General features: G+C 46.2%; 10 protein-coding genes and 1 riboswitch. Of the genes, 9 read left to right on the top strand and 1 reads right to left on the bottom strand.

The window, feature by feature from the left end:
* The first annotated feature begins 423 nt into the window (after window positions 1-423).
* The 5 genes from ACKX2L_RS01505 to ACKX2L_RS01485 all read left to right on the top strand — a co-directional run bounded on the left by ACKX2L_RS01505 (window position 424) and on the right by ACKX2L_RS01485 (window position 5,629).
* The gene (locus tag ACKX2L_RS01505; RefSeq protein ID WP_497552523.1) at window positions 424-1,425 is read left to right on the top strand and encodes an ABC transporter substrate-binding protein; all 1,002 of its coding nucleotides are present in this window, start codon (window positions 424-426) and stop codon (window positions 1,423-1,425) included.
* A 37-nt stretch (window positions 1,426-1,462) separates the two neighbouring features.
* The gene (locus ACKX2L_RS01500) at window positions 1,463-2,374 is read left to right on the top strand and encodes an ABC transporter permease (protein ID WP_497550859.1); all 912 of its coding nucleotides are present in this window, start codon (window positions 1,463-1,465) and stop codon (window positions 2,372-2,374) included.
* A complete protein-coding gene (locus ACKX2L_RS01495; protein ID WP_497550858.1) occupies window positions 2,374-3,171 on the top strand; it encodes an ABC transporter ATP-binding protein in 798 nt (265 codons plus the stop codon). Before ACKX2L_RS01500 ends, ACKX2L_RS01495 begins: the two co-directional genes overlap by 1 nt.
* Window positions 3,172-3,480: 309 nt before the next feature.
* Window positions 3,481-4,311 carry a ribonuclease H1 domain-containing protein gene (locus ACKX2L_RS01490; RefSeq protein ID WP_497550857.1) on the top strand — a complete coding sequence of 277 codons (831 nt, stop codon included), beginning with the start codon at window positions 3,481-3,483 and terminating at the stop codon, window positions 4,309-4,311.
* 205 nt (window positions 4,312-4,516) lie between these two features.
* The gene (locus tag ACKX2L_RS01485) at window positions 4,517-5,629 is read left to right on the top strand and encodes an HD-GYP domain-containing protein (protein WP_497550856.1); all 1,113 of its coding nucleotides are present in this window, start codon (window positions 4,517-4,519) and stop codon (window positions 5,627-5,629) included.
* 123 nt (window positions 5,630-5,752) lie between these two features.
* On the opposite strand, the gene ACKX2L_RS01480 is transcribed toward ACKX2L_RS01485, so the two are convergent.
* Window positions 5,753-6,349: a methyl-accepting chemotaxis protein gene (locus tag ACKX2L_RS01480; RefSeq protein WP_497552522.1), complete on the bottom strand. Its 597-nt coding sequence runs from the start codon at window positions 6,347-6,349 to the stop codon at window positions 5,753-5,755.
* A 155-nt stretch (window positions 6,350-6,504) separates the two neighbouring features.
* Here ACKX2L_RS01480 and ACKX2L_RS01475 point away from each other — a divergent pair, with 155 nt between their 5' ends.
* The 4 genes from ACKX2L_RS01475 to fliE all read left to right on the top strand — a co-directional run bounded on the left by ACKX2L_RS01475 (window position 6,505) and on the right by fliE (window position 12,728).
* Window positions 6,505-8,850, top strand: coding sequence for an EAL domain-containing protein (locus ACKX2L_RS01475; protein WP_497552521.1), 2,346 nt, complete (start codon window positions 6,505-6,507; stop codon window positions 8,848-8,850).
* A gap of 59 nt (window positions 8,851-8,909) precedes the next feature.
* Window positions 8,910-10,256, top strand: a complete 1,347-nt coding sequence (locus ACKX2L_RS01470) for a methyl-accepting chemotaxis protein (RefSeq protein WP_497552520.1) — start codon at window positions 8,910-8,912, stop codon at window positions 10,254-10,256.
* A gap of 100 nt (window positions 10,257-10,356) precedes the next feature.
* Complete coding sequence (locus ACKX2L_RS01465) at window positions 10,357-11,691, top strand: C40 family peptidase (protein ID WP_497552519.1); 1,335 nt, start codon at window positions 10,357-10,359, stop codon at window positions 11,689-11,691.
* 463 nt (window positions 11,692-12,154) lie between these two features.
* Window positions 12,155-12,228: riboswitch (cyclic di-GMP riboswitch) on the top strand.
* A 161-nt stretch (window positions 12,229-12,389) separates the two neighbouring features.
* The gene (gene fliE, locus ACKX2L_RS01460; RefSeq protein ID WP_497552518.1) at window positions 12,390-12,728 is read left to right on the top strand and encodes a flagellar hook-basal body complex protein FliE; all 339 of its coding nucleotides are present in this window, start codon (window positions 12,390-12,392) and stop codon (window positions 12,726-12,728) included.
* The last annotated feature ends 111 nt before the right edge of the window (window positions 12,729-12,839 follow it).

The raw sequence follows: 12,839 nt of genomic DNA, 5'->3' as shown, positions 1-12,839 counted from the left end.
AGTGGCATTGGAGGGCTGTCGAGGCCTGGGAATACGCATGGATTTGAAAAGATTTCAAATATCGAATATTGAGTGGCATTGGAGGGCTGTCGAGGCCTGGGAATACGCATGGATTTGAAAAGTTTTCATATATCGAATATGGCAGCTCATGTGGGGCTGTCGGGATTCGCCTGAGGTCTGTTGGAACATTCTATATTGACTTCTACACGTTGACGTGTTATCTTACATGAAAGAAACTCACGTCAACGCAATAAAGTGAAAAAGTTGTGGGACAGTTGCAATGACTATTCCACAAGGGAGTGCATGGCACTTATATTATGACGCTCATTCAGATGGCGCTCATTCAGATAAGTTCATTCAGATGAAACTCATTTAGACGAAGTTCATTCAGATGAAATTCATTCAATTACGGGAGGGAATAAGATGAAAAGAAAATTACTCGCATTACTCAGTACGGCTGCCTTATCCGTAAGTCTTCTGGCAGGATGCGGATCTGCAAGCGGATCCGGCAGTGCTTCCGGAGGCAAGTCAGGCAAGGCAACAAAAACCTATCAGGTCGGCATCGTTCAGCTGACCCAGCATCCGGCATTGGATGCAGCAACCAAGGGCTTCAAGAAGGCCCTGGAGGACAAGCTTGGCAGCAAGGTAAAATTTGATGAACAGAATGCATCCGGTGACTCGGCAACCTGTACAACGATTGCCAACTCCTTTGTGTCATCAGGTAAGGATCTGATCATGGCCAATGCGACTGCAGCTCTGACCGCAGCCAGCCAGGCAACAGCAGACATCCCCATTGTCGGAACCAGTGTTACCGATTACGGCTCCGCTCTGGACATCAAGGACTGGACAGGCAAGAGCGGCAGCAATGTCAGCGGTACGACGGATCTGGCTCCTTTGGATGAGCAGGCTAAGATGATCCAGGAACTTTTTCCGGATAAGAAAAAAGTCGGTATTCTCTACTGCAATGCAGAGGCCAATTCCAAGTATCAGGTAACAAACATTACCAAGTATCTGCAAGAAGAAGGATATACCGTTACCGATTATGCATTTTCAGATTCCAATGACGTTGCCAATGTAACTAAGAAAGCCTGCGGCGATTCAGAAGTACTCTATATTCCAACGGATAATACAGCAGCCTCCTGTGCTGAGAATATCAACAATGTCGCTGAGCCGGCCGGCATCCCGATCGTTACCGGTGAAGAAGGGATCTGCAAAGGCTGTGGCGTTGCAACTCTTTCCCTGAGCTACTATGACCTTGGCTATCAGACCGGCGAGATGGCTTATGACATCTTGGTCAACGGAAAGAAACCCGGTGAGATGGAAGTTCAGACCGCAAAGAAATTCACGAAGGAATACATGAAGGATCGTGCGGATAAGCTTGGCGTGAAGATTCCGGATGACTATTCGGAAATCAAGTCGGAGTAAAAAATCAAGTTCAACTTTGAAAATCTAGGAGCGATATATGTTCATTGCATTTACGAATGCACTTCCGGGAAATATAGCCCAAGGCCTGATCTGGGGCATTATGGCGCTGGGAGTTTACATCACATTTAAGGTTCTTAATTTTGCAGATATGACGGTCGATGGCAGCTTCGCTACAGGAGGAGCTGTCGCAGTCATGATGATTCTGTCCGGGAAACCGGTTGCTTTGGCACTTATTCTTGCAACTGTTTCAGGGATCCTGGCGGGCATTCTGACCGGTATCTTCCATGTGGTCATGGGCATTCCGGATATTCTGGCAGGAATTCTGACCCAGTTTATTCTCTATTCCCTGAATCTGAACATCATGGGCGCAGCGAATAAGGCAGTTTCGGTTAGCAATTATCCTCTGTTGCTGTCCTTACGATATGTCCAAAGATCCATTGTGATATCTGCGATCTTTGTCGTGGTCATCGTCATTTTGCTCTATATTTACTTCGGAACTGAACAAGGATCTGCCCTTCGCGCAACCGGAAACAATCCACAGATGAGTAAGGCTCAGGGCATTAATATCGGAGGCATGAAGATCCTGGGACTGGCTTTTTCCAATGGACTGGTGGCTCTGGCAGGCGGTTTGTTTGCTCAGTATCAGGGCTTTTCCGATATCAATATGGGTCGTGGCGCCATTGTCATAGGCCTTGCCGCAGTGATCATCGGAGATGTCCTGGGAAGCGCTGTTTTCGGAAAGAGAATGAACTTCATGCTCCGCATGATCTTCGTTGTTCTGGGCGCGATCCTATACTATATTGTCATCGGTCTGGTCCTTGCCATGCAGTTCCCTTCGGACGACTTAAAGCTCTTTACAGCACTGGTTGTTGCCATTTTCATGGGTGTGCCTTATGTGAAGGATCGCATCCAGCATTCCTATAAGAAGGCCGGAAAGGGGGAGAAGTGATGCTTACGATAAAGAATGTGAGAAAAACTTTTAATCCCGGAACCGTAAATGAGAAGAAGGCCCTGAACGGAGTTTCTCTGGACCTTGAGACCGGAGATTTCGTGACAATGATCGGCGGAAACGGCGCAGGAAAGTCAACGCTCATGAATGCGATCGCAGGTGTCTGGCCAATCGACAGCGGACGAATCACGATTGATGGTGTCGATGTCACCGCTTTGCCGGATTATAAGAGAGCAGCCTTCCTTGGACGGGTCTTTCAGGATCCCATGACCGGAACCGCTGCGGATATGGAGATCGAGGAAAATCTAGCACTGGCCAGGAGACGTGGCAGTTTCCATGCTTTCTGGAAATGGGGCGTGACGAAAAAGGAACATGAGGAGTATCATGAGCTGTTAAAGCGGCTGGATCTCGGACTGGAAGACCGGATGACTGCCAAGGTCGGTCTCCTTTCCGGCGGTCAGCGACAGGCCCTGACCCTTCTTATGGCGACGCTTCAGAAACCGAAAGTCCTTCTTTTGGATGAGCACACGGCTGCCCTGGATCCGAAGACGGCTGACAAGGTCTTGAAGGCTACCGACCGGGTTGTATCGGAAAACAATCTGACGACCCTTATGGTCACCCATAACATGCGGGACGCCATCGCTCACGGAAACCGCCTTGTCATGATGAATAACGGACAGATCATTCTGGATATCCGGGGAGAAGAAAAGAAGAAACTGACGATCGAGGACCTCCTCCATAAATTTGAAGAAGTATCGGGTGAGGAATTCACGTCAGATAAGGCGATTCTTTCCTGAGAAATATAGACCAATCGAGAGACAGAAGATTATGTTCGGAAAGATCCTTTCTTTTAGAACACTATCGATAATGAAATAGATACCAGGTTTATTGAGTCTTGCTTCACCGAGACATGACCCTATTATTTTTCAAATGTCATAAAAACAGGAGTGCCTGATCAGGCCCTCCTGTTTTTTTCTGAAAGCAACTTGCATAAGGCAGAGCTGGTTCTCTTCGTGTTATAATAGGATCCTAGACTAATCTGAAAAACAACCAGGGCTCGGCAGATGTAACCCTTATAATAAAGATCTGATACCAGGAGAGGTCACATGGCAAAGAAAGCCGCATATGTAATATTTCAAGGAAAAGAGACAGGCATTTTTAACAGCTGGCAAGAAGTAAGTCCTCTGGTGACTGGCTTTCCCCATGCTATCTATAAGGGATATGAGACAAGGAAAGCGGCTGAAACTGCCTATGAAACATTTCTAAGGACAGGGGACAAGCCCTATGGAAATCAACAAAAACCAGTAGGGAAGAAAGAACCGAGTCTGCCGGCAGAGGAGGATCCAATGGATTTTTACGAGATCCATACGGATGGAGGCGCATTGACCAATCCGGGTCCCGGCGGATATGCTTTTGTCATTCTGAATCGAAAGGGACAGATCCTGACGGAGGCCTTCGGGGCCATGCCGGGACAGACCAACAACCGGATGGAATTAATGGCAGCCTTTCGGGCCTTAGAACGGATCCCGGAGGGATCGACAGTGGATTTTCGGGCGGATTCGGTTTATGTCCGCCAGGGCATGGAGACCTGGTGGCAAAATTGGGAGAATAAGAATCTCTGGTCTTTGAAGGAAAATACGGATATTATCCAGCCCCTTTGGGAACTTGTGAAGAAGAGAAAACTTGTTTTTGGCCCCAAGGATCAGGCTCATAGGAAAGCTTTGCCGGATGGAAAATATGAGTTCCCTTTTAATAAGATCTGCGACAAACTGTCAAATTATGGTGAGATGCTTGCAGAAAAGGGAGAGAATGGTCTATATTTCTTAATACAGGATGGAAATCTCGTAGATGAGCGGGCGATTCTCGTGGCTGATTTGGATGACGACCGGCACGGATATACTGTCCTTTCGAACGGAGAGAGGATTGCCATATCCTAAGACCGTGTCATGGATCTTTTGGGCCGCCAGCAGGCGCATGAAGGACCGTGCATTTATAAGGCAGCAGAAACCTGCCGATAATATTTAGAAGATCGATGGTTCTGCTTTCATAGATAGAGGGATCTGCCTGATAACAGGATAGAGGAATCTGCCTGATAACAGGCCTTTCAGATAATACACTTTTTGGGAAAGTTGAGAGATTAGAATGGGCAATGTCATAGTACGTTCTATGCCAATAAATGCCGTCCGGCCCGGGATGATCGTTGGCAGTCCGGTAGAGGACCGCCGCAGCAGACATCTGGTAGAAGCCGGTACGGTGCTGACACCATATATCATAGAACATCTGCGCTATCTTGGGATCGGCTCTCTGCAGATCCGGATCGGTGAAGCTAATGACAGAATGAACCGGCCCAAGATGACCAGGCTTGCCCGTCAGCAAGTCGAACGCCTTCGGGTAGAGGATCCTGCCAAGCTGCATTTTTCGAAGACCCTGAAAAAGCAGATCGCAGCTGGCGTTCAGACGATTTATAACAATCCTTCGCCCAAGGAATTGGCGACAACAACCCGGTCTATCATGGATGATTTGATGACGGCTATTGACTCCAATCATGCGGTCGCTCTGAATATCCGGGAATTAAAGACATCGGATGAATATACTTTTGAACATAGTGTGGATGTCGCAACCATCGCGATGATTATTGCAAAGCAGCAGAAGAAAAGCCGGAGAGAAGTTTATGAGATCGGTATGTCCGGCTTATTGCATGACATCGGAAAGACCAAGATCCCGCCAGAGATCTTGAACAAGCCGGCCAAACTAACGCCGGAAGAGTTTGAAGTGATGAAGACCCACAGCCTTTTAAGCTATGAGATGGTCGAGGGCAATCCGGAGATCCCGGATGCAGTCAAGCTTGGTATGCTTCAGCATCATGAGAAAATTGACGGCAGCGGCTATCCCTTTGGAGCTTTAAAAGATGGAATTCATCCTTATGCCAGGATCCTTACCGTTGCCGATATCTATGATGCACTGGTGACAAACCGCCCTTACAAGGACGGAATGCCACCCGGACAGGCAGTTGAGATGCTGATGGCCATGACGGATCAGCTGGATATGGATGATCTGAAGAGCTTTCTGGCCTCCATGATCCTCTATCCGGTGGACTCCTACGTGGTACTCAGTAACGGAGAGACGGCGAGAGTTGTCCAGAAAAACCCGGCAGGGCTTCTGCGTCCGACCGTTGTCGGCTGTGAAAGCGGAAAAGTCTATGACCTTTCCACGATTGAATGTGCCAATATCGTTATCACGAATGTGAAGGATTGAGGAAGAGAAAGCAGATCAAAAAAGCGCCACCCAAGGGATGGCGCTTTTATTTTTGAAGCTCACTTTATCAGAATCTCACTTTATCAGAAGAACACTTCTTCAAAAGCTCACTCTATCAGAACCTCACTCCTTCAGGCTGGAGACGGTATTCCTGATCTCGGAAACCACTTTTTCAATCGTTGCGTTGACTTCGGAACTGCTCTCGGACAATTTCTCAACTTCCTCAGCGACAACGGCAAAGCCTCTGCCGGCCTCGCCGACTCTGGCAGCCTCAATGCTGGCATTAATGGCAACGATCTTCTGCCGCTTCTGGATATTCTTCAGATTGACAGTACAGCTCATGATCTGGCGAACCAGTTCATCTGTAGCTTCGATGCCATCGGCCAGGCGCTTAAGACGATGGTCGGCTGCATATTTGAAATAGTGCTGATAAAGGGTGTTGGAAAGGGACTGATAAAGAAGAGAGACGGCAGCGTCCTTTTTCTCACTCGCATGAGCTCCTTCCGGGACTTCTTCTGCTGCATCATATCCTAAGTGGAGCTCGGCAACTTTCTCATCTTCGATCATAAGGTCCCGGCTTTCGGCATCTTTCAGCTCCTTCTCCTGCCCAAGCGGGTTTCCGTCCGGGGAAAGAAGGATCGCCTTAAGACCGGTGACCCTCTCCCAGTCTTCTATCAGTGCATTTACAACTTTCAGATCACAGAAATCCTGTAATTTCATATCGTACCTCCTAAGATAATGAACCTTCCTATACTTCGGCGAATTCTTACAGAAATATAACCCGTTTGCGAAGAAAGTTCGGCTTATATGGACAAGACTTTTGCCGATAAAATTATAGAACTAAAGGTGCTTTAGAAGATATATCAAAGGCTGCTATGATCAATTATATCCGATTGTTTCAAGATTATCATATGGACATGCCGGAAAGTCTGATTTCCCAGAATTTCCTATATGACCCACTGACCAATGCGCTGAATATCTACTCTTTCCGTGTGATCTCAGGAATTTTTCTTAAGAATATCAGAGAGTTGGAAGAAAAAGCACGGGAGTTTCAGAAACGTGGAGTGGATATTATCTATTTTAATATCACTTCCTTCCAGTCCTATAACGAGAAATATGGATTTGAGCGGGGCAGCCAGGCAATCTGCAAGCTTGCAAATATCCTTGCCGAAGCTTTTCCAAATCGTATGGTTGCAAGGTTTGCAGCGGATCAGTTCATTGTTATGGCTTTTTCTGACGAGTCAGTGAGAGGCATTGAGAAAGTCAATGGTAAATTTTCCACGACCCTTTATGATACGGTTTGCAGTCTAAAGGCGGGGATCTATACCATCCCTTATGAAGAGCTCGACTGTGAGATGTCGATTTTCTGTGACCGTGCCAAGAGTGCTGCGGACAGTATTAAGAGAGACTACTGGAAAATCTATCGCTACTTTGATCAGGAACTGGCACAAGCAATCAATCGTCGGCATTATATTGTAGAGCATTTGGATGAGGCGATCGAAAAGGACTGGATCAAGGTCTATTATCAGCCTGTGATCCGCAGTCTGACCAGGGAGGTCTGTGGTGTCGAAGCCCTGGCCCGCTGGGAGGACCCGGTTTACGGTTTGATCACGCCGGACCTTCTGATTGGGACCCTCGAAGAATATCAGTTGATTCACAAGCTGGATTTGGCCATTGTCACCATCGCTTGCCGCGAAACCGGAAAACTCCTGGAGGAGGGAAAAGAAGTTGTTCCATTTTCCTTCAATGTATCAAGGCTGGACTTTGAACTATGTGATATCTATCAGGACATTCTGGAAATTGCAGACAAGTATCAGATCCCGAAGAAGCTGATTCATATTGAGATTACGGAGTCGGTATTCGACAAGAATCCGGAATATATCAAGGAACAGATCAAAAGGTTCCATCAAGCCGGCTTTGAAGTCTGGATGGATGATTTCGGCTCAGGCTATTCTTCTCTCAATACCTTGAAAGATTATGATTTCGACGTCATTAAAATCGACATGCTCTTTCTCAGACGTTTCGATAACCGGTCGCAGAAGATTCTGACATCGATTGTTGATATGGCAAAACGGCTTGGGATTCGGACACTTGCAGAGGGTGTGGAAACAGAGGAGCAGCTGGCATTCTTAAGGGATATCGGATGTGAGAAACTGCAGGGCTTTCTGATTGGAAAACCCCAGCCCCTGCGACAGTTGGCTTCTCACCTGCATCATGTCGAACTTTCCATTGAACCGGACTCCATGCGGAATTATTATGATGATCTCGGTCGGGTCAATTTGCTTAGTACCCGTCCTTTGGAAAGTGATCTGATGCAGGATAATGATGATACGATTGAGATTTCTCAGGGTATCCCCCTGGCTATCTGGGAATATCGCGGAGACAGAGGGCGCTTCCTTCTAACCAATAAACCCTACCGGAGTCTCTTACGAAGTGTGGGCGTTTACTCACCAAGAGCACTGGAATTTGATATGAATGATAAGGCGCATCCTTTGTATGGACAGGTCCGGGCATATTTCCAAAAGATGCTCGACAGTAGGAAGATCGTGACGCTGGATCAGATGGTCAATGGAAATTATCTGATTTTGCATGGAAGGGCAGTATCCCGCTATGAGGGAGGCAGTGCTTACGTTCTTGTTGCTCACAATGTATCGGAACATGCAGAATTTTCCAAAGGGATACAGCCAAGGGAAGTGATGTCGGTGGTTTTCCAGATCTTCGATGTCGTGGAATTGATTGATCCCAAACAGGATACTGCCGAGCCGGTCTATATTAAGAATCATTTCCTTTCCAGAGGTTTGGTTGGTACCGGTTTTAGCAAATGGGTAGGAAGCAGACTTGTAAATCGGATTCATCCCGGTGATCAAAAGCGCTTTCTTGCCTTTATGAATCCGGAAACGATGGTAGAACGCTTGTCCTGCAGAGACCATGGAATGCTGACAGATTATTTCCGAACCATGGATGAGAAGGATCATTTCCAGTGGATGGAATATGATCTCTTTCTCCTTCGTCGGCAGCAACAATGCCGGATTCTGTTCTGTTCCCGTCCGGCGGGTTTCGAACATATAGAGAATCTTGATGAAAATGGTTATCCGTCTGTCATGCCGACTCTTGTGAAGGATCTGCATCAACTATCCTTTTTCATAAATCAGGAAGTAGTTTCACAGAATCTAGATGCAAAGCAAGTCCAAAGCAGACAGATTGAAAACCATGGAATATAAAACCAATGAGAAAGTAACAGGCTAGGTTCATATTAAAGAAATTTTAGAAGGTGAAAAAAATGAAAAACCTGAAGGATTGGAGCATCAAAGGTAAGTTTATAGGAACGCTCATTTATATGCTGTCATCGCTTTTTTTGATTTTTATTCTGGCATATTATTCCATGTATCGGATGCAGAAAGTTGCGATTGACCATATTCATGGATTTTTGTCCAGCGGTCATCTGAACCAGGCAGAGTTTAATTCTGTCACTGCCAGCTTGAACAAGGTTCATAAGCATGTTATGATTGGAGTCGCTATCGTTCTTCCCATTATCATGCTTCTTTTGGTTGTCGATTTCCTGATTTTGACACGCTATATGTCAAGAAATATTCTTGAGATTACTAAGGCAGTCAATGTCATGAAGAAGGGCAGCTTCGATTATCGGATCAGTCGCAAGCATACCGGAAATGATGAGTTCGGCCAGGCAATCGATGATTATGCTGCTATGCAGGCAACGACAGAAGAAGTGATCGGCGAGACATCGAAGGTTCTGGATGAGATGAGCAGAGGAATTTTCACTGCAGAGATCAAGAATCCGGATCACTTCGTCGGTGAATATAAGAGAATCGCAGTTTCTTTTGAAGAGATCCATAAGAATCTTCGGAATATCTTCCAGCAGATGAACAAGGTTGCCAATCAGGTGACCATGCGTTCGGCAAAAATCGCCAACGGATCCATGGCCCTGTCTCAAGGTTCAACCGAGCAGGCCGCAACGGTAGAAGAATTGACCAGCACCATTACCCAGCTTTCCTTGCAGATCACAAAGAATGCGGAGGACGCAGGCGATGTTGAGAACTTCTCCGGTCAGGTTGCAGATGAGATCATGGAACAAAACAAGCAGATGACCAATATGCTGGAAGCCATGAAAGAAATTGAAGAAAAGTCCAACCAGATTGAGAATATTATCAAGGCAATCGATGATATCGCATTCCAGACCAATATCCTGGCTTTGAATGCGGCAGTTGAGGCAGCGCGTGCCGGCAACGCAGGTAAGGGATTTGCTGTAGTAGCTGACGAGGTTCGGAACCTGGCAGGGAAGTCTGCCGAAGCCGCAAGTGAGACATCTTCTCTGATCGAGGGTGCCATTGCAGCCATCCATAACGGCTCCTCTCTGGTTACAGATTCGGCCAAATCTTTGACCGCTGTGATGGAGAGTGCCAAGAAGAGTAAGAAACTGGTCGCTGATATTGCGGGCGAGATGAAGAGCGAGGCAACGGCTATCGGTGAGGTAACAAGCGGTCTGGAACAGATTTCTCAGGTTGTTCAGCAGAATAGTGCAACAGCTGAAGAGAGTTCGACTTCCTGCCAGGAGCTCAATAATCAGGCATCGTCTTTGAAGCAAATGGTAGATGAGATCACCGTCTGATGGTCCGGTGTGGTCTGAATGAGATAATTGCCTGCCCATTCCGCTTTCACCCGGGGTCAGGATCTCAGGTTCATACAGGTAAAGGAAATTGAAATTGAGAATGATTTCACATCCATGGAGAGGAATCCTTCTCCTTCTTACAATGATTTTTGTATTTACAGCCGCAGCAGGGACGCCAGTCTCTGCTACGGCTTCTCGTCTTTCGGGGGCGAATGCAGAGACTTCTTTTCCCCTGGAAGGCTCTGAACAAAGCCGGGTACAAGAGAGTACAAGTTCCAAAAACCAAAAAGAAAGACTGGAAATGGAGAAAAGGGCTCTGGAAAGCAGGAAGGAAACGCTTTCCGCAGAGGCAGAGTCCTTAAAACAAGATGCGGACAAAGCTTACCAGAGCCGTCAGGCGATCCTCGCTGCTTTAGAAGAAAATCAGAGAAAACTGGCCGACGCTGAGGTCTCTGTTTCTCTTGCCAAAGACGGGATCCGCGAAATAAAGACCAATCAGAAGGATATCCGTAAGGCTTTAAAGCAAGCATTGAGAGAACAAAGAAAGGTTACGCGGCAGAAATATGACAGTCCTTTGGAAGCGGCACGGGCCAAGGCGGAGGCATCGAAGGCCCTTGTTTTTCAGAGGACGCAGCTTTCCTTATCCCAATCGGAAATGAAGACGGCCCGCCAGGAACAGAAGCAGACGTTACAGTATTATCGGAATACGAAGAAAGAAATTAAGGGAAAAGTTTCGGAACCGGATCAAAAGATCCTGGATCAATTGACGGAAGTGACGGAGGACTGGACGAAGAAGGATCGCCTGGCAAGAGAAAAAGAAGAGAGTCTCTCTGATCTAACAGAAGAGATTGCCGCCATTCAATCGAAATTGGATGAGATTGCGGATCGGGAAAAGCTGGCAGGGGAAGGTGAAGGAAGCAATTACTCCCGGATTGGGAATGGTAATTCGGATGAGGCAGGACCTGACAATGATACAGAGGGTTCGGAAAACGGATTCGAAAGTCAGAGCCATAATAGTAAAACAGGATCGGTGGACCATTCACTGACCGGGCAGAAAGCAGTAGAGGCCTATGGGTATAAAAATCCAAAGACAGAAGGAGAGAAACTGGTGAATTATGCCCTTCAGTTCGTCGGAAACCCCTATGTTTGGGGCGGAACCTCTCTGACGAATGGATGCGACTGCTCAGGTTTTGTGCAGCAGGTTTATAAAGCATTCCATATCAATCTGACCCGGACGACTGCAACGCAGCTTTATGATGGGCGATCTGTTTCCTATCAGGAAATGCAGCCGGGAGATGTCATTAATTACGGCAGCCATACAGCAATCTATATCGGAAATAACCGGATCGTTCATGCTGCCAGCACAAAATCCGGCATCATTGTTCAGGACAATCCGGCCTACCGGCAGATTCTTGATATTCGCCGTATGTTTTAGCATATAGGACAGATTCGACTTAGGATTATGAAAATCCGGAATTTTCTGTTGAGTTGTCATGCAATACTGTTCGATTCTTTTTTGGAATCCATTAGAGAACAGAAAAGAATCTATGAGTGCATACAGCATGACAATTTCAACAAAAATCAGAGTTTTTTACTGATTTTTCGTTAGAAAACGATGGACTTTCATCTAGACAATATTGCAATTATAACCAAAAGATACAGACAATATAAAAATTAATCAGCTGTTATCAAATAATACAAAAATCCACCCCAAAAAACAGAAAACTACAAGGCAAAGCCTTTATATAAAATGACGAAAAATCGAATGTTTCGAGGAAAAGGCTTGCATAATTGGCTTTAGGCTATTAATATTAATTACTGATAAGAGATTGATCCGATATATTTTTCGATCGGTAGATCCACTTATGAACAATGGTAATATAATAGGTTCTTAAAAGTAATATCAAAGGCAAAGCAGATGGAAGTCTGTGGCGCAAAGCTATAGGGACCAGACGGTCAGCCAGCTGCACTACTTTAGAATGGAGACAGGATACATGGATATTTCTGTTTCCTTGCAGCACCGGCCGCCTTGATAGGGTCTCGGTGCTTTTTTTGTTTTACTTTATTACCGGCTATGGAGGCCGGTAACTTACGACAAGGATGTCGGAAATAAAACAAAAGGAGTTTATCAGCATGGCAATTCAGTCTATCAATTCGGCTTTTATTACCCCTATGAAGCTGTGGAAAGCAAATGGGGTTCAGTCACTTTCAAGTTCTACACCCGGTACAAATTCCATTCAGGGAACGGGTGAACTGCCTTTTAGCGATGTCTTCCGGAACGCGGCGGATCAGGTGAAGTCTACACAGGCGGAAGTAGAGAATCAGCAATATCTTCTGGCTACCGGTCAGTTGGATGATCCTCATACTTTGCCAATCGCCGAATCCAAGGCGCAGATTTCTCTGGATCTCATGATTTCCCTTCGAAATAAAGCAATGGAATCCTATAAGGAATTAACACAGATGCAGATTTAGGGCCTCTTTTCGGAGGTCTTCTTTTGCTGGAAAAAAGTGATTGATAGGTTACACTGCATTTTTTGCAAATTACCATCTTTTTTCACAGCTTCTTTTTTGATACTTATCAAT

This window comes from Porcibacter vitabionis (assembly GCF_046263795.1).
Classification (GTDB): domain Bacteria; phylum Bacillota; class Clostridia; order Lachnospirales; family Lachnospiraceae; genus Lachnocurva.
This window is presented reverse-complemented; position numbering and strand designations above follow the sequence as displayed.

Coding starts and splice junctions, on each gene's coding strand:
- ACKX2L_RS01495 (WP_497550858.1), top strand. CDS start 2,374: ATGCTTACGATAAAGAATGTGAGAAAAACTTTTAATCCCGGAACCGTA.
- ACKX2L_RS01505 (WP_497552523.1), top strand. CDS start 424: ATGAAAAGAAAATTACTCGCATTACTCAGTACGGCTGCCTTATCCGTA.
- ACKX2L_RS01475 (WP_497552521.1), top strand. CDS start 6,505: ATGATCAATTATATCCGATTGTTTCAAGATTATCATATGGACATGCCG.
- ACKX2L_RS01500 (WP_497550859.1), top strand. CDS start 1,463: ATGTTCATTGCATTTACGAATGCACTTCCGGGAAATATAGCCCAAGGC.
- ACKX2L_RS01465 (WP_497552519.1), top strand. CDS start 10,357: ATGATTTCACATCCATGGAGAGGAATCCTTCTCCTTCTTACAATGATT.
- fliE (WP_497552518.1), top strand. CDS start 12,390: ATGGCAATTCAGTCTATCAATTCGGCTTTTATTACCCCTATGAAGCTG.
- ACKX2L_RS01470 (WP_497552520.1), top strand. CDS start 8,910: ATGAAAAACCTGAAGGATTGGAGCATCAAAGGTAAGTTTATAGGAACG.
- ACKX2L_RS01490 (WP_497550857.1), top strand. CDS start 3,481: ATGGCAAAGAAAGCCGCATATGTAATATTTCAAGGAAAAGAGACAGGC.
- ACKX2L_RS01480 (WP_497552522.1), bottom strand. CDS start 6,349: ATGAAATTACAGGATTTCTGTGATCTGAAAGTTGTAAATGCACTGATA.
- ACKX2L_RS01485 (WP_497550856.1), top strand. CDS start 4,517: ATGGGCAATGTCATAGTACGTTCTATGCCAATAAATGCCGTCCGGCCC.